Source organism: Dongshaea marina (assembly GCF_003072645.1).
Lineage (GTDB): Bacteria > Pseudomonadota > Gammaproteobacteria > Enterobacterales > Aeromonadaceae > Dongshaea > Dongshaea marina.
The window spans coordinates 1,367,774-1,384,753 of the sequence record NZ_CP028897.1; the positions used below are offsets into that span (position 1 = coordinate 1,367,774).

The following is a 16,980-nucleotide window of genomic DNA, read 5'->3' on the forward strand; positions in this document are numbered from 1 at the left end:
GTGTCATAGCCTTCCCCTGCCTTGTCGATGAGGTGCACGACAAGGTGAACGCACAAACCATTCATGTTACCAAACGAGACGGCCATCAAGAGCTGCTGGATTTGGATAAGATCCACCGGGTTTTAAACTGGGCTGCTGAAGGGCTTGATGCCGTTTCTGTCTCCCAGGTTGAGCTTAGGGCTCATCTGCAGCTACATGATGGGATCTCAACTTGTGATATCCATGAAACCCTGATCAAGTCCGCCGCCGATCTCATCAGTGAGCAAGCCCCGGACTATCAATACCTGGCCGCCAGGCTCAATATCTTTCATCTTCGCAAGAGGGCCTATGGTGAGTTCACTCCACCTCCTCTGTATCAACATGTGGCCAGGCTGGTGGATCTCAAGCGCTACGACCCGGCGCTACTCATCGATTACAGCATGGATGAATTCCAAGAGATGGAGCTGTTTTTAGATCATAACAGAGATCTTAATTTTGCCTATGCGGCGGTTAAGCAGCTGGAGGGTAAATACCTGGTACAGGATAGGGTCAGCGGTACCTACTATGAGAGTCCGCAGTTTCTCTATCTGCTGATCGGCGCCTGCCTTTTTGCAAGCTATGACAGGGCGGTAAGACTTGATTATATTCGGCGCTTTTATGATGCGGTTTCTACCTTTAAGCTCTCCTTGCCGACGCCTATCATGGCCGGGGTACGGACCCCGACCCGGCAGTTTAGCTCTTGTGTGTTGATCGAGTGTGGTGATTCCCTGGATTCGATCAATGCGACCAGCTCGGCGATCGTCCGTTATGTCAGCCAGCGGGCCGGAATCGGCATCAATGCCGGGAGGATTCGTGCCCAGGGCTCAGCGATCCGTGGCGGTGAGGCTTACCACACCGGATGTATCCCATTTTTCAAGCATTTTCAGAGCGCGGTGAAGTGTTGCTCTCAGGGGGAGTCCGTGGCGGAGCTGCCACCTTATTTTATCCCCTGTGGCATCTGGAGGCCCCTGAGCTTTTAGTGCTTAAGAATAATCGGGGAGTGGAAGAGAACCGGGTTCGCCACATGGACTATGGGGTACAACTGAACCGATTGATGTACCAAAGACTATTGAGCAATGGGGAGATCACCCTGTTTAGCCCATCTGATGTACCCGATCTCTATGAGGCTTTTTTTTCAGATCAGAACGAATTCGAGCGTCTTTATCTTGGCTATGAACAGGACCTATCGATTCGAAGCCGCAAGATTAAGGCACTGGATCTTTTCTCCAGCTTGCTCCAGGAGCGAGCTTCGACGGGGCGTGTCTATATTCAAAATGTCGATCACTGCAACACTCATAGTCCCTTTGATCCGACAAAAGCTCCGGTGCGCCAGTCCAACCTGTGCCTTGAGATCGCTCTGCCGACCCGCCCCTTAGAGAATATTAACGACGAGCAGGGAGAGATCGCCCTGTGCACCCTGGCAGCCTTTAACTTAGGGGCCATTGAAAGCCTTGAAGAGCTGGAGCCCCTGGCCGATTTGATCGTCAGGGCTCTGGATAGCTTGTTGGATTATCAGGACTACCCGGTTGCAGCGGCCAGGCGTGCCTCATTGGAGCGCCGGGCCCTGGGGGTTGGGGTGATCAATTATGCCTATTATCTGGCGAAACGCGGTGCTCGCTACTCGGATGGTTCGGCACTGGAGCTGACCCACCAAACTTTTGAGGCCATTCAATTCTCCCTACTCAGGGCTTCAAACCGCCTTGCCCGGGAACGGGGTGCCTGTGAAGGCTTTGCCGATACCCGCTATGCGGCCGGTGAGTTACCGATTGATCACTATAAATCGGATATAGACAGCTATTGTGCCCCATCCTATCACTGTGATTGGGAGAGCCTGCGACTGGATATTCTTCAGCATGGGCTACGTAACTCAACACTGACGGCCCTGATGCCCTCTGAGACTTCATCGCAAATCAGTAATGCCACCAATGGTATTGAGCCTCCGCGGGGTTATGTCAGTGTCAAGGCTTCCAAGGATGGGATCTTAAAGCAGGTAGTGCCCGAGCTCTCCAGGCTGCGCCCGGCTTATGAACTGCTGTGGCAGATCCCGAATAACCAGGGCTATCTGCAGCTGGTGGGGGTGATGCAAAAATTTGTTGATCAGGCGATCTCGGCTAACACCAACTATGATCCCGGGCGCTTTGCCGAAGGGAAGGTTCCGATGCAGCAACTGATGGAGGATCTGCTGCTCGCCTATAAATATGGGCTCAAGGCCCTTTATTACCATAACACCCGGGACGGCGCGGGCCAGCAACCTGAAGCTGATGATGGCTGCAGTGGTGGGGCTTGTAAGATTTAGCGGCATCTTAATCTTTGTATAGAGCAGGATATTCTGGTGGCTGCATGTCGACACGCAACTAGCCGTCCTTGGGGCTCTGCTGCTGCGTCCGTGCAGCAGAAGGTCGACTTAGCATCTCCCCTGAATATCTTTTCTTCAATCTTTTTAAGTTGCCGCTTATTTTAATTAGAGGGATAAATATGAGTTACCAAAGTTTTAATCAGAATCGTTTTTCAACCTTCGAACAGCCGTTATTTTTCGGTGAAAATGTCAATGTGTCGCGCTATGATCGCCAAAGATACCCGATCTTCGAGCAGTTAATCGAAAAACAGCTCTCGTTTTTCTGGCGCCCCGAGGAGGTCGACCTGAGCCGGGATCGTCAGGATTTTCGGGCGTTGCCTGAGCATGAGCAGCATATTTTCCTGAGTAATCTTAAGTACCAGACTCTGCTCGATAGCGTGCAGGGGCGCTCTCCCAATATGGCATTTCTGCCGATCGTTTCCCTGCCTGAGCTGGAGACCTGGATTGAGACCTGGAGTTTTAGTGAGACCATCCATTCGCGCTCCTATACTCACATCATTCGCAATATCATCACCGAGCCTGGAGAGGTGTTCGATGACATAGTCGAGAATCCGGAGATCGTGAAACGGGCCGAGGCGGTGACCTGTCATTACGACAAACTGATTGAACTGGCCCAGCGCTACTTGCTTGCCAAGGAGAGTGTCGAGCTCAGAGAGCTTAAAAAATCTCTTTATCTCACCCTGGCTTCGGTGAATGTTTTGGAGGCGATCCGCTTTTATGTGAGTTTTGCCTGCAGCTTTGCTTTTGCCGAGCGGGCCACCATGGAGGGTAATGCGAAAATCATTAAGCTGATTGCCCGGGATGAGGCGCTGCACCTGACCGGGACCCAGCATCTTCTGAATATTCTGGCGACCAGTGATGATGATCCGCAGATGTGCCAGATTGCCCGGGAGTATGAGGGGGAGGTGAGGGCCCTGTTTGCAGAGGCGGCCATTCAGGAGAAGCAGTGGGCGGAGTATCTTTTCAAGGATGGCTCAATGATCGGGCTTAATAGCGAGATCCTGGGTCAATACATTGAGTTTATTACCAATCAGCGGCTGCAGGCTCTCGGTTTGGACTCACTGTTTGAGTCTAAACCTAACCCCTTGCCCTGGATGGATGCCTGGCTTGCCAGTGATAATGTGCAGGTGGCTCCTCAGGAGGCGGAGATCAGCTCCTATCTGGTGGGAGCCATCGACAGCGATGTCAACACCAGTGCCCTGGCAGGCTTTGAGCTCTGATGCCTGAGGAAACTTCTATGATAGAGCTTCAGCCCTCAGATCGGGGCTGTTGCCGGCCTGTGTTGGAGCGGCTTGAGGCTCAGGATATTCGACTGCCATTTCAGTGTCGCTCTGGGTATTGTGGTGCCTGTCGGGTTAAGCGTGTTTCAGGTGAAGTGGAGTATCTGCTGGAGCCGTTGGCGTTTTTCCGGGAAGATGAGATCCTCCCATGTTGCTGCGTGGCGAAAGGAAAGCTCACTCTCAAGCGGTGGAGGTGAGATGATTTACTAGGCTTTTACCCGGGTATTTTAGCCAGTATTATCATAACTTTGCCGAAGATGGCCGCTATTTCTCATTTTTTGCTGTGAGATCTAGTGCCTTAGATGAGTGAGCCGGTAAAGTAATTGAACCCTCCCGGGATCTATGAGAGAGTTTCGGGACAATTTGCCTCATCTAGTGGGCAAACTGACTACTTTTCTGGGTTAATTTGATTACGATAGCAACAGCTATCCGGCTTTTCGTTCAAGAGGTAGCTCATTTCGACGATGAACGTTTCCACTCTCGCGGTTTTTGTGCCGACATTCTTTTTTGTATCCCTGACTCCGGGGCTTTGCATGACTCTGGCTTTAACCATGGGGATGACGATGGGGGTTCGGCGTACCCTATGGATGATGGTTGGAGAGCTCCTCGGTGTCGCCCTGGTTGGAGTTGCGGCTGTAATCGGTGTTGCGGCCGTGATGCTGCAATATCCTTTGCTCTTTACCCTGATCAAGTTTGCCGGTGGTGTCTACCTTTGTTATCTCGGGGTGCAGATGTGGCTCTCCAAGGGAAAGATGGCCTTCTCAGCAGAGCGCTCTGAGCAATCAACTCAGCCCGGATTGGCTCTCGCCGGTCAGGGATTTATGACGGCGGTAACCAACCCTAAGGGCTGGGCTTTTTTTGTCTCCTTACTGCCTCCTTTCATCAATCCACATCAGTCGATGGCGCCTCAGATCGTCATGTTGCTGTCGATCATTTTGCTACTGGAGTTCTCCTGCCTGATGCTTTATGCCACGGGGGGAGTCGGTTGAGTTACTTTTTAAGTAAGAGCGGCAATGTCAGGCTGATGAACCGGATCGCCGGGACTTTGATGCTTGGGGTCGGGATCTGGCTGGCTGCTGGATAGGCTGGTTATGCATTTTGATGTTTCAATAAACCAGGAGACTTTTTGGGCCTCCTGGGTGTTTATTCTGGTGGCTTTGAGCTGGCTTCCCAATATTCGTGTCAGGCGATGGCTGGGGGGACTGCATGCTTTCTTGGTTGCGGTATTTGTATGCCACTTGATGGACAACCACCTTCTGATAGGAGGTGCTGCCTTTATTGGAGCTGGGGCGGTGAACTACTTTGTCCCGCTATGGCTGCGAAGATTCAGCAAACCTAAACAGCCCAAAGGGAAGTGAGAGCACGTCTGCTACTTTTCTTCCTTCTGCTAGCGGCACTTCCCATTGCTGACAGCCTGCGTCAATTCAAGTAGACTCGAAGCGCTTTCACAAAATTTACAAATCTTTAAAAAACCATTCTTAAGGTAGGGAACTTATGAAGTTTTCATTGACACAAACTGCGCTGGAGCAGACCAAAGGCGATTGTCTGGTGGTTGCTGTTTTTGAGGATAAAGAGCTTAGCAATGCGGCGGCTACTATCGATAAGGCGACCAAGGGACTCATTAGCCGATTGCTTGAGCGGGGTGATCTTCCGGGCAAGATTGGACAAAACCTGTTGATCCCTGAGGTTGAGGGTATTGATGCCGAGCGGCTGTTGTTGGTGGGGGCTGGAGCCAAAGATAAGCTGACCGATCTTAAATTTAAGGGACTTCATCAAAAGGCGATTGCCAGCATCAAAGAGCTGCCCTTGACCCGAGTTGTGTTTGACACCCTGGATCTTGCACTTTCCAATAATCCCAATGCCGATAAACTCTCCCTGGCGATGCAGGCTGTCGATGCGGGTTACTACCGGGTTGATGGGCTCAAGAGCAGCAAAAAAGCACAACTGACTCCTGAGGTGGTTGAGTTTGTGGGTGGGGAGAATCGGTCAGGGCTTGAGCAGGCTACCGCTCTGCTGGCCGGGATGAATCTCACCCGGGATCTTGGCAATGCCCCGGGGAACATCTGTACTCCCAGTTATTTCGCCAAGACCGCTCTGGAGCTGGCATCTGAGTACGACTCAATCAAGACACAAATCATCGATGAAGAGGAAGGGCGAGAGCTTGGCTTTAATGCTTTTCTGGCGGTGGGACAGGGCAGTGAAGAGCCTTCTAAATTTATCATCATGCAATATCAGGGCGCCGATGATAAAGAGGAAGCGCCGATTGGCCTGGTCGGTAAGGGGATAAGCTTTGATTCCGGCGGGGTGAGCATCAAGCCCAGCGAAGGCATGGAGGGGATGAAATATGACATGTGTGGCGCCGCCAGCGTATTTGGTGTCATCAAGGCTGCAGCTGAGATGGGGCTTAAAAAGAATATCGTTGCCATCGTCGTCTCTGCCGAGAACATGCCCGATGGCAAGGCCCTCAAGCCGGGAGATATTCTCACCTCCTATAGCGGCCTGACCATAGAGGTTATCAACACGGATGCTGAGGGTCGCCTGGCCCTGTGTGATGGCCTGGGTTACATCGGCAAGTTCAATCCGAAAGTGGTGATCGATATGGCGACTCTGACCGGGGCCTGTGTCGTTGCCCTGGGAGAGCACAACACAGGTTTAATGAGCAACGATGATGAGCTGGCTCAGACCCTGTTACAGGCGGGTAAAGATGCAGCAGACAAGGCCTGGCAGCTGCCTCTGGATGAGGAGTACCAAGAGCAGATCGACAGCCCATTTGCCGATATAGCAAATACCGGCGGCAAGCCCGCGGGTAGCATTACTGCTGGCTGCTTCCTGTCGCGCTTTGCCAAGGAGTATGCTTGGGCTCACCTGGATATCGCTGGCAGTGCCGGTGGGGTCTTTGATAAGAAAAAAGGGGCGACGGCTCGGCCGGTTCCTTTGCTGATGCGTTATCTGACCAGCCTTAAATAAACTGGCAGCTTTGGCTGGCAGAGGTTGTCAGCCAGTTTTCAGCTTGGGGCTAATACCATGGGGGATGCGGTTGCTTTGGCAACTTCATCCCCTTTAAGTTGGCGGATGATTTCAACTGCGAACTCTATGCTGCAACCGGGCCCCTGGCTGGTGATGAGTTTATGTCTCTGGTCTACCACCACCCGGCTGTCGGAGTCCAGACCGGATTGCGCCTGGGGTTGTAGGCTGGGATGGCAGGTAAAGTGAGCCTCGCTGAGGAGCTGATGGTGCTGTAGGACCACCACGGGAGCGGCGCAGATCGCGGCTATCCAGCCTTTGCGCTGTTGCTGGTTTTTCAGCATCCTGATGAGTGACGGGCAGTCCCTCAGGTGGTTAGCCCCGGGTTGGCCTCCGGGCAGGACGATACAATCATAGCTTTGATCCAGGAGCTCATCGAGCAGAGCATCGCACTGGATTTTAATCCCACGGGAACCCGTGATAGTCAGGCTTTGGGTGTTGCTGGCCGCGGAGGTGGCTTTTATTCCGGCGCGGATCAGGGTATCCAGGGTGGTGACGGTTTCAATCTCTTCACTGCCTTCGGCAACGGCAACCAGTACCCTACACATAGCTGGACTCTTTTTCCTTGATATCTATATACAGCTGGTGGTTAACCGGCGTCCTCAGGCCATGGCGCTGGGCCCGGCTAAGCACAAAGCCGGTGATCTGCTCAATTTCGCTGCGCCGCTGTAGCATCAAATCCCGGTTCATCGAGGAGTAGTTTTCGGCGGTACACTGAATCGCCATCTCAACCTGGCGTTTTATTTGCTGACGCGGGATGGTCAGCCCTTCACTCTTCATTACCTCAAACAACTCGTCATAGAGCTGTTCCAGGGTGTCATGAAAGCGATCTTCAAGCAGATCCCCGTTGCGGCAACGATGTAGGGCGGTCAGGGGATTGATGACGCAGTTGATCGCAAGCTTACTCCAGAGACGCTCCTCGATCTGATCGCTCCAATCCAGATGAGGCAGTGCGCTTCCCAAAGATTCAAGAATATCTTCGGCGCAGTCTCGTGCCTTGGCATTAGCCGCTCCAATCCAGGTTTCACCGCCACCGGTCTGGCGGACGATGAAGGGTCCGCTTCGCAAGGCGCCATTGGTGGTGGTGGCTTGCAGGATTGGGTTATCGGGAAAGAGCCGGCTCACTGTCTCCACAGAGCCCATCCCATTGTGCATCAGGATGATTGGGACCTCTGGACAGATACGTCCAACCAGGGGGCTGAGTGCTTCTTCAATCTGGAACACCTTAGTGGTAACCAGCAAGCGCTGGATCTTGTCATGCTGGCCCATTAGATCACAGGCAAAGAGTCGCCGGGTATGGATCAGGTGGCCACGTCCCTTGAGATCGGTAAAGTCGATCCCCGGGTGAAATCGCCCCCGGTAGTGATCACGCATTAACAGGCTGACACCCTGTCCACTCTGGACAAGTAAAGAGGCAAACGTACAACCGAGCGCTCCTGCGCCAACTATGGTCCAACTGGTCATAAGCACACTACTTTTAAGAATTATTTACCGGAAGGTAAGCGGGTTTGGCTCACTTTACCGTGGGTATTTACTCTGGGTAGATTAAAGTGTATCAGAGTCATCGGAAGTTGTGCTTTGAAAAATGACTCTAACAGGTCCGATATCTTCGAAGCTATTGTCTCAACAAGAATTATACTCAAGTCGGATCTCGGGGGTATAATAGTCGGCTAAATCTTTATGGGCCGGAAGTAGTTCCAAGCCGGTACCAACCCCAATGATTGAAGGAGTGTGAGATGCCATCATTTGACATCGTGACCGAGATTGAGATGAATGAAGTGCTCAATGCGGTCGATAATGCGAACCGAGAGTTGCAGACCCGATTTGACTTTCGAAATGTTGAAGCGGCTTTTGAACTGAATAATGAAGTAACCAAGATGAAAGCTGAGGCTGATTTCCAGCTGCAGCAGATGCTGGATATTCTTCGCTCAAAACTGGTGAAGCGTGGTATCGAGGCGGGCTCTATGGATGTGGCCGATGTGGTGCATTCGGGCAAGAGCTTCTCACAGGAGGTCAAGTTTAAGCAGGGGATCGATAGTGCGACCGCCAAGAAGATCGTTAAGCTTATCAAGGATAAGAAGATGAAGGTTCAGGCTCAGATCCAGGGCGATCAGGTGCGAGTCACAGGTAAAAAACGCGATGATCTCCAGGCTGTGATGGCCCTGGTGAAAGAGTCTGATATTGATCAGCCGTTTCAGTTTAAGAATTTTCGCGATTGATACTCACGGCCTGAGCTCGGGAGAGGCGAAAATAAAAAAGCCACCTTACAAAGGTGGCTTTTTTGATCAGCTTTCCCGGATTAGCCCGCTGTTATGAGTTGTTTCAGGGCTGGGTTGATAGCGCTTGTAGATTGCGACACCCACCAGGGCGATGACCACCGAGCCCAGCATGTAGTAGGGGTGGGCAAAGAAGGCGCCGTAGACTGCGTAGGCTGAGCCCAGGATTGCCAGGGTTGCCAATATGGGCAGCAGTGGCGCTCTGAAGTTACGCTTTGCCTCGGGGCGGGTGTGGCGCAGACGCCAGATCCCGGCGATGATCAGCAGGTAAAAGATGTAGAACAGGGCGATCGGCACATCGCCGAACACATCAAAGACCTGGGTCTGACCCGCCGCGTATAGGGCAAAACCTATGCTGATCAGCAGCAGGGTCCAGATATTCATGAACAGGGCGGAGTAGGTCGGGATATTCGAGCGCTTAGATACCTTAGTTAGCGCCTTTGAGCCCGGAAATGAGGCGCGCAGCGCCAGGGAGTAGGGCATGCGAATCGAATACAGCGAAAAGGCGTTGAGTACCCCGAGGGCCGAGATCACTATGAAGCCCTGAATTACCTTACCTGCCTGAGGGCCAAACAGCACATTCGCTGCACTAAAGACATTTACCTCCCCTGAGTTATAGGCGTATTCCGCCCCGGGAGCGACATGTAGCAAACCAATGGTGAACAGGACATACACCAGAGCAATCACCACGATTCCACCTATGATGGCGATCGGCAGGTTACGCTGGGGATTTTTGATCTCTTTGGCAACGGTCGCGGCAAAGATCCAGCCCTCGAAGGCAAACAGCACAGGGATCATCGCGGTTGAGATGGCGATAAAGGCGGGTAAGTGCTGCATGCTGGCACCACTGAAATTGAGGCTCCCTGAGCTATCACCGCTGAAAAAGAAACCGGTGATGGCGATACCCAGCAGGGGGATCAGCTTAAGCAGGGTCATCAGTTTTTGCAGGTGTCCCGCCAGTGAGGCCGAGACAAAGTTAATAGCGTTTACTGCGATGTAGTAGCCGTAGGTAAACAGCATCAGGTTGGTTAAAGTGATGGGCCAACCCAGAAACATCAGGGTGAAGGTTGCCGAGTAGAAGGCGATGATGCTGAGGATCAGCGGGGTATAGAGGACCGACTGACTCCAGCCAATCATAAAGCCAAAGGTTTTTCCCCAGGTTTGCTCACCAAAGGATTGGAGGCCCCCGGTATCCTTGGTCATGCTGGCCAGCTCTGAGACCACTATGCCGGCGATGATCGCCAGCAGGGCGCCACCGCTCCAGGCGATGAGGGCATAGCTCTCAGACCCCCCGGTATTGACCAGCACCGGGGTGGCCTTGAAGTAGATACCTATGCCAACCACGGTACCCACCACCATAGCCAACGCGGTAAACAGGCCAAATTTTGGCTTGAGGGAGTCTTTCATACGGCTCAATCCTCCGAGTGCATCTTATATCCATCTGGAAAGAAAAGTGCTCAAGCTTTCCAGATCACCTGACGATTTGGATCGGAGTCAGGTGTCGTGGTGTCTAAAAGAGATGCAGATTAGCAGCTTTAAAAAAGGTTTAAAACTATCGAAAACCCCTATTTTTTGTCTTTTTGATCGTGCATTCCGCAGATTAGCCTGGCTGTTAATCGATTAACGAGCAGGAGGAGTATTATTGAATATTATTTGGTGTTCTGGCTGTTTTTTGAGCAAGAAAATCGGGCTGCTATTTAGAGGGGCTGATCTTAGGTGCTGTCGTCATGAACGGACCAGTTTGAGTACAATACATTCTTTCATCATTAATCTGGAACCGCACAATGAAGAGCCCAGCCCACCGACGCCATGACATATCAGACCGAGTATGGAGCCTAATCGAACCCCATATATTGGGAAGAAAAGGTGATTGGGGAAAGGCGGGTCGAGATAACCGACTCTTTATCAATGCTGTTTTTTGGATTTTAAGGACAGGCTCACCTTGGAGAGACCTTCCTCCCGATTATGGCGACTGGAAAAATACCCATCGACGCTTCAGTCGCTGGCGTGATAAGGGAGTTTGGGCTCGCCTCCAGGAACGTTTAATCCATGAGCCTGATTTTGAGTGGCTGATGATCGACGCCAGCCATATCAAAGTCCACCCAGATGCCAGCGGTGCTCAGGGAGGTAATCAGGATATGGGGATAACAAAAGGGGGCTAAACAGTAAAATCCACTTGGCTGTAGACTCTCATGGCATGCCTGTTAAGTGCTTTGTTACCTCAGGTACAACGGCAGACTGTTCTCAGGCCTTGGCTCTGATTGATAGTGTCGATGCTGAGTATTTACTGGCTGACAGAGGCTACGATACCAATGCCTTGGTCTCCCAAGCCGAGTTTCTGGGAATGAAAGTGGTTATTCCATCGAGGAGAAACCGGAAGGTGCTACGGGAGCATGATAAAGGTCTCTATAGAGTTAGGTATTTGGTAGAAAATGCTTTTCTTCATCTGAAGAGGTGGCGAGGAATCGCGACACGATATGCAAAAAATACCGCTTCATTTGAAGCGGCGGTTCAAATACGTTGTGTAGCACTATGGGCTGCCATCTTATGACGACAGCCCCTAGAGAGATCAGCCCTTGCCCGCTGCTATGTCCGGAGGTGCTTTAGAAGATCCGTTGATTGTCCTGTTGCTTACGGATCACCACGGCGATTGATTTAGAGGTGGGGGTTCCGGTTTCATCTCCAACCGACTCCAGAGGCACCAGAGGATTGGTTTCAGGGTAGTAGGCTGCCAGGTTCCCTTCGGGGATATCGTAACTGACCAGCTTAAAGCCGCCGACCTTACGCTCGATGCCATCGGGCCACAGGGCCTCAATCTCCACCAGTTCGCCTTCGCTCAGGCCGCGTTTTTGCAGATCCTCAGGGCTGATGAACAGTACCATCCGCTGACCGTAGACCCCACGGTAGCGATCATCCATGCCATAAATGGTGGTGTTGTATTGATCATGTGAGCGCAGGGTTTGCAGGGTGGCCACCGGCTCATCAGAGTGTAGTTGCGGCACTATGGCATCCGGCAGGGAGGAGGCACAGAACTCTGCTTTTTGACTGGGGGTTGCGAAACAGTAATCGGCTGCTGCATTGCCCAGATAAAAGCCTCCCGGAATATCTAGCTTTTGGCCGAAGCTTTCAAATCCCGGGATGGTTCTGGCAATCAGCTCGCGGATCTTGTTGTAATCGGCGGCCAGAGCCAGCCAATCGATGGGGGTGTCCCCCATGCTGGCATGAGCGATCCCAGCAATGATGGCGGTCTCGGATCTCTGGAGCTCTGAGTGGGGCTCGTTGACCCCCTCGGAGGCGTGCACCATGCTAAAGGAGTCTTCAACTGTGATAAATTGTGGCCTGGTGGCCTGGCGATCGACCTGGGTGCGCCCCAGGGTCGGCAGGATGAGGGCCTCTTTTCCAATTTCAAGGTGACTACGATTGAGCTTGGTACTGATCTGTACTGTGAGCTCACAGTTGCGAAGAGCCCGGGCGGTGCGCTCGGTATCCGGGGTGGCGGCAGCAAAGTTGCCACCCAGTGCGATAAACACTTTGGCTTGCCCCTTTGACATGGCGTGAATCGCCTCGACCGTGTTGTGGCCAGGCTTGCGGGGCATGGGGATCCCAAGTTTAGACTCAAGGTTTGTCAGCCACTGTTCGCTGGGGCGCTCATTGATCCCCATGGTGCGATTGCCCTGGACATTAGAGTGCCCGCGTACCGGACAGAGTCCGGCACCGGGACGTCCCAGGTTGGCTCGCAGCAATTGCAGGTTGACGATTTCACGAACCGAGGCGACCGAGTGCTTGTGCTGGGTGATCCCCATCGCCCAGGTGCAGATCACCGCCTCCGACTGCCAGTAGATCTCTGCGGCCTCTGCGAGCTGCTCGCGGCTCAATCCTGACTGCTGCTCAATCTGCTCCCAGCTGGTGGCATCGACCACCCTGAGATAGTCTTCAACTCCCTGGGTGTGTTGGTTGAGAAAAGCATCGTTGAGCAGGGGGAAAGCGCCCTCGGCGCGGGCTTTGCGGTCAGCTGCCAGCAGGTGCTTGACCATGCCACGAATCGCCGCCATGTCTCCCCCTAAGTTCGGGCAGTAATAGGCCGAGCTGATTCTGGATGTCTTAGGGGTGAGCATCTCCAGCGGACTTTGGGGGTTGGAAAAGCGCTCCAGTCCCCGCTCGCGCAGGGTATTAAAGCTGACGATGCGGGTGCCTTTACGCGAGGCGCTACGCAGACTGTGCAGCATTCGGGGGTGATTGGTCCCCGGGTTCTGGCCGAATACGAAGATCGCATCGGCTTTTTCAAAGTCCTCGAGGCGAACGGTTCCTTTGCCGACTCCCAGGCTTTGTCCCAGACCAACGCCACTTGCTTCATGGCACATGTTGGAGCAGTCTGGAAAATTATTGGTTCCGAGCACCCGGCCAAACAGCTGATAGATGTAAGAGGCTTCGTTGCTGGCTCGACCCGAGGTGTAGAGCTCAAGCTGGTTAATATCATCCAGCCCCTGGATTTTGTCGGCGATGAGAGCAAAGGCATCTTCCCAGCTGACAGGCTCATAGTGATCGGTTTTGGGGTTATAGCGCATCGGCTCGGTCAGGCGACCCTGATATTCCAGGTAGTAGTCGCTCTGCTTTCTCAGAGCGGTGATACTGTGCTGGGCAAAGAACTCCCGATCAACTGTCCTGGAGGTCGCCTCCCAGGTGACCGCCTTGGCCCCATTTTCACAAAAACCAAAGGGATGACCTATCTGATCGCCCCAGGCGCAACCCGGGCAATCAAACCCCTTTACCTGGTTGACCTTGAGCAGGTTACGAATGTTTGAGGCGGTTTTTTTACTCTGTAGAACAGACTTGGTGGTCGCTTTGAGTGAGCCCCAGCCGCCAGCGGCGCCCTTGTATGGTTTGATCTTATCATTCATGAGGATACTCCTGGACAGAGCTTCACTGCTCTGCCTGCAAAAGGGATAACTTTATATTCGGGGAATGGAAGTCAGGCTGGTTAGCCTGCGTGGAGATAGTACGCAACCCCAATAGCTATTGGTGGGTATCTTACTGATCCTCGCAGCTTACTACCAGAGAGATTGTGGGTATTGGGAAACCTATGACTTCTTTTGAAAGGTATCACTCACTTACAACAGGTTGCTTCCGATCCGGATCCGGGCATAGGTAGTACACAGGCACAATAGGCCAAACACACCGGCCAGATAGGGGAAATAAGCTGGCCACAGGCAAAAAGCGATAAAAAACAAAATGGTTTCGGTTCCCTCGGTCAGGCCTCCTAAATAAAACAGGGATTTACTGGTGTTTGGCTGTGGGATACCGCGACGCTCGGCCATGATCGCAAAGGCCAGGAAGCTTGACGCTGTGCCCATGAAGCAGAAGATCAAAAAAGCGGCCGCCAGGGCGTTGTGGGCAGGATTGGCCAGGGCAAAGCCAAACACCACCCCGGCATAGAAGATAAAATCAAGCACTATATCCAGGAATCCACCCCGATCGCTCTTTTGCTGTGATCTGCGGGCCCAGGCCCCATCCAGCCCATCAATGATCCGGTTAAGCACAATACAACCCAGCGCAGGCAGGTAGAGCTTAAACCCAAGTAGCGGGATGGTCAGCATCCCGATGATAAACCCGCTCAGAGTCAGTTGATTGGGGGTGATGCGGGTGTAGGACAAAGGTTTGGTTAAAAGCAGCAGTGGATAGTGGATTAAACGGCTGCTGTAGCGATCGAGCATGGTTTTCCCTGAGTTGATGAATGATTTACGCCCTGTAATAGCAGGGCGTAAATTGTCACTTGATGTTACTCGGACTGCAAGTCAGAGGCAGCTTTTTTCTGTGAGCCATTACGCATCCAGTGGTGATAACGCTCAAGTAGTCTAAGGATCCACCCGGGTTTATGGGCCTGTTTCCATTGCCCCGCCGCATATTTATTGGCCTCCATCAGGGTTGGGTAGGCATGAATTGTCCCCAGGATCTTATTCAGCCCCAGCTTATAGCGCATCGCCAGCACAAATTCTGCCAGCAACTCACCGGCGTGATTCCCTACTATAGTGACTCCCAGGATCCGATCCTTGCCGGGAACGGTCAGAACTCGTACAAATCCTTGAGTCCCACCATCACAGATGGCTCTGTCCAGATCATCAAGATCATACTGAGTCAGTTCGTAGGCAATGCCCTGCTGTTTTGCCTCTTTTTCATTGAGTCCGACCCGGGCGACCTCGGGGCTGGTATAGGTGACCGCCGGGATCACCCGGTAGTCGGCCCTGAAGGACTTGATTGCTCCAAACAGGGCATTGACCGTGGCATACCAGGCCTGATGCGCCGCAAAGTGGGTAAATTGCATGGGGCCTGCGACATCACCTACTGCAAAGATATTGGGATAGCAGGTCTGGAGCTTGTGGTTGACCTCTATGGTGCCCTGGGCTGTTGTCTCTATCCCAAGCTCCTTAAGGCCAAAGCCAATGGTGTTGGCGCGTCGCCCCAGCGCCAGCAGCACCTTATCGAATTCCAGAGTTTTGCGGGAGTCATCAGACTCAAGTTCGGCCTGGAAGTTCTCTCCTGCAACTGCAAAGCGAACCGCTTTGTGATGGGTCAGAACTTCAACACCCTCGTGCTTGAGTTGCTGCTCCAGCAGGGCCGCAACATCGGCCTCTTCCCGGGGCAGGAGCTGAGGTGCCAGCTCCACCAGAGTAACCTTTACTCCGAGGCGGGCAAAGCTTTGGGCAAGCTCGCAGCCGATGGGCCCCCACCCAGAACCAGCAAGTGATTCGGCGGGGTACGTAACTCCCAGATGGTATCCGAGGTGAGGTAGTCAACCTCATCCAGCCCGGGGATCGGCGGAACCAGGGGCTTGGCACCGGTGGCGATAATGATGTTACGGCTGGTAATGCGTTTGCCATTGACCTCGACCTCCCAGGGAGTGCGGATCACCGCTTCTCCCTGCAGACATTCAACCCCCAGTGACTGGTAGCGCTCGACGGAGTCGTGAGGGGCAATTTTTGCAATCACCTGTTGGACTCGCTCCATGACCGCGGCAAAGTCGATGCCAGGCTCGGTGCTGTGCACTCCATAGGAGGCGGCTTGCCTTATCTCCTCGACAACCCGAGCCGAGCGGATGAGAGCCTTGGAGGGGACGCAGCCGTAGTTGAGGCAATCGCCACCCATCTTCTCTTTTTCGACCAGGGTGACTCTGGCATTAACGGCCGCCGCGATATAACTACTGACCAGTCCTCCGGCGCCGGCACCAATCACCAGCAAATTATTGTCAAATTGTGTTGGCTTACTGAACCGGCCGTAGCGCTTTTTCATCTGAATGTGGCGAATGGCAAAGCGAGCCAGGTAGGGAAAAATTCCGAGAAGTACCAGTGAGCCAATAAGTGGCGCAGAAAACAGATCGGAAGTGGACTGGATTGAGGCGAGCTGGGTTCCGGCATTGACATAGACAAAGGTTCCGGCGAGCATGCCCAGCTGACTGACCCAGTAGAAGGTTCGAAGCCGCAGGGCGGTCAGGGCCATCACGATATTGATCACAAAGAAGGGGAACAGTGGGATCAATCTCAGGGTAAAGAGATAGAAGGCTCCATCCTTGCGGATCCCCTGGTTGAAGCTCTGTAGTGAGCTGCCCCAGCGCGTCTCGATGAGATCGCGAAACAGAAAGCGAGCGATGATAAAGGCCAGTGACGCGCCTATGGTACTGGCAAATGAAGCCAGCAGCAGTCCGTAACCTAAGCCAAACAGGGCTCCCGCCAGCAGGGTCAGCACAGCGGCTCCCGGCAGGGAGAAGGCGGTGATCAGTACATAGGTGATGAAAAAGATCACGCTGGCTTGTAGAAAATTAGCCTGAATACTTTCATTGAGCTCCTGCTGATGGTGCTGGATAAATTCCAGGGTAAAGTAGTGATCCAGCCCCAGGGCAAAGAAGCCCAGGATCAGGATGGCGATCACCAGAAGTATCAGCCACTGGCTTTTTTTCATAGGCTCCCTCCTTGGGATTGATACCAAATGGCACCATAATCGGCATATTTCTGATGATATCCGAGTTGAGATGTAA

At 53.0% G+C, this 16,980-nt stretch carries 10 protein-coding genes and 3 pseudogenes; 7 read left to right on the plus strand and 6 right to left on the minus strand.

The features are described from left to right. The first annotated feature begins 44 nt into the window (after positions 1-44). The 5 genes and pseudogenes from nrdA (at position 45) to DB847_RS06800 (ending at position 6,621) form a co-directional block, all read left to right on the plus strand. A pseudogene (gene nrdA, locus DB847_RS06775) lies at positions 45-2,314 on the plus strand (class 1a ribonucleoside-diphosphate reductase subunit alpha). Positions 2,315-2,493: 179 nt separating this feature from the next. Next, positions 2,494-3,594, plus strand: coding sequence for a class Ia ribonucleoside-diphosphate reductase subunit beta (nrdB, locus tag DB847_RS06780; RefSeq protein WP_108649996.1), 1,101 nt, complete (start codon positions 2,494-2,496; stop codon positions 3,592-3,594). 17 nt (positions 3,595-3,611) lie between these two features. After that, positions 3,612-3,851 (plus strand): class I ribonucleotide reductase maintenance protein YfaE, encoded by a 240-nt coding sequence (yfaE, locus tag DB847_RS06785; protein ID WP_199911763.1) that lies wholly within the window; start codon positions 3,612-3,614, stop codon positions 3,849-3,851. Positions 3,852-4,118: 267 nt separating this feature from the next. Next, positions 4,119-4,738, plus strand: a pseudogene (locus DB847_RS06790) (LysE family translocator). Between the two features lie 410 nt (positions 4,739-5,148). Beyond that, positions 5,149-6,621, plus strand: coding sequence for a leucyl aminopeptidase (locus DB847_RS06800; RefSeq protein ID WP_108649998.1), 1,473 nt, complete (start codon positions 5,149-5,151; stop codon positions 6,619-6,621). 38 nt (positions 6,622-6,659) lie between these two features. Here DB847_RS06800 and DB847_RS06805 read toward each other — a convergent pair whose 3' ends face one another. Together DB847_RS06805 and DB847_RS06810 are read right to left on the minus strand one after the other, a co-directional pair. Next, a complete protein-coding gene (locus DB847_RS06805) occupies positions 6,660-7,226 on the minus strand; it encodes a DJ-1 family glyoxalase III (RefSeq protein ID WP_108649999.1) in 567 nt (188 codons plus the stop codon). Then, positions 7,219-8,142, minus strand: coding sequence for a ketopantoate reductase family protein (locus DB847_RS06810; protein ID WP_108650000.1), 924 nt, complete (start codon positions 8,140-8,142; stop codon positions 7,219-7,221). Before DB847_RS06810 ends, DB847_RS06805 begins: the two co-directional genes overlap by 8 nt. Positions 8,143-8,414: 272 nt before the next feature. Between DB847_RS06810 and DB847_RS06815 the strand changes: the two genes are divergently transcribed. Next, positions 8,415-8,897: a YajQ family cyclic di-GMP-binding protein gene (locus DB847_RS06815; protein WP_108650001.1), complete on the plus strand. Its 483-nt coding sequence runs from the start codon at positions 8,415-8,417 to the stop codon at positions 8,895-8,897. A gap of 66 nt (positions 8,898-8,963) precedes the next feature. Here the strand turns inward: DB847_RS06815 and DB847_RS06820 are convergent, their stop codons facing one another. After that, positions 8,964-10,361, minus strand: a complete 1,398-nt coding sequence (locus DB847_RS06820) for an APC family permease (protein WP_108650002.1) — start codon at positions 10,359-10,361, stop codon at positions 8,964-8,966. A 377-nt stretch (positions 10,362-10,738) separates the two neighbouring features. Between DB847_RS06820 and DB847_RS06825 the strand changes: the two genes are divergently transcribed. Further along, positions 10,739-11,505, plus strand: a protein-coding gene (locus DB847_RS06825; protein ID WP_108650003.1) for an IS5 family transposase whose coding sequence is annotated in 2 segments (ribosomal slippage) — positions 10,739-11,114 and positions 11,114-11,505 — 768 coding nt in all. Because the reading frame shifts where the segments join, the coding sequence is not laid out codon by codon here. A gap of 52 nt (positions 11,506-11,557) precedes the next feature. On the opposite strand, the gene DB847_RS06830 is transcribed toward DB847_RS06825, so the two are convergent. From DB847_RS06830 to DB847_RS06840, 3 genes and pseudogenes are all read right to left on the minus strand, one after another. Continuing rightward, complete coding sequence (locus DB847_RS06830; protein WP_108650004.1) at positions 11,558-13,852, minus strand: FdhF/YdeP family oxidoreductase; 2,295 nt, start codon at positions 13,850-13,852, stop codon at positions 11,558-11,560. Positions 13,853-14,062: 210 nt separating this feature from the next. Further along, on the minus strand, positions 14,063-14,665 hold the full coding sequence (locus tag DB847_RS06835) for a CDP-alcohol phosphatidyltransferase family protein (protein WP_108650005.1): 603 nt from the start codon (positions 14,663-14,665) through the stop codon (positions 14,063-14,065). A 65-nt stretch (positions 14,666-14,730) separates the two neighbouring features. Continuing rightward, a pseudogene (locus tag DB847_RS06840) lies at positions 14,731-16,904 on the minus strand (FAD-dependent oxidoreductase). Positions 16,905-16,980: the final 76 nt, after the last annotated feature.

Excerpts from the sequence above, each read along its gene's own strand:
- nrdB (WP_108649996.1), top strand. The coding sequence starts at position 2,494 with ATGAGTTACCAAAGTTTTAATCAGAATCGTTTTTCAACCTTCGAACAG.
- yfaE (WP_199911763.1), top strand. The coding sequence starts at position 3,612 with ATGATAGAGCTTCAGCCCTCAGATCGGGGCTGTTGCCGGCCTGTGTTG.
- DB847_RS06800 (WP_108649998.1), top strand. The coding sequence starts at position 5,149 with ATGAAGTTTTCATTGACACAAACTGCGCTGGAGCAGACCAAAGGCGAT.
- DB847_RS06805 (WP_108649999.1), bottom strand. The coding sequence starts at position 7,226 with ATGTGTAGGGTACTGGTTGCCGTTGCCGAAGGCAGTGAAGAGATTGAA.
- DB847_RS06810 (WP_108650000.1), bottom strand. The coding sequence starts at position 8,142 with ATGACCAGTTGGACCATAGTTGGCGCAGGAGCGCTCGGTTGTACGTTT.
- DB847_RS06815 (WP_108650001.1), top strand. The coding sequence starts at position 8,415 with ATGCCATCATTTGACATCGTGACCGAGATTGAGATGAATGAAGTGCTC.
- DB847_RS06820 (WP_108650002.1), bottom strand. The coding sequence starts at position 10,361 with ATGAAAGACTCCCTCAAGCCAAAATTTGGCCTGTTTACCGCGTTGGCT.
- DB847_RS06830 (WP_108650004.1), bottom strand. The coding sequence starts at position 13,852 with ATGAATGATAAGATCAAACCATACAAGGGCGCCGCTGGCGGCTGGGGC.
- DB847_RS06835 (WP_108650005.1), bottom strand. The coding sequence starts at position 14,665 with ATGCTCGATCGCTACAGCAGCCGTTTAATCCACTATCCACTGCTGCTT.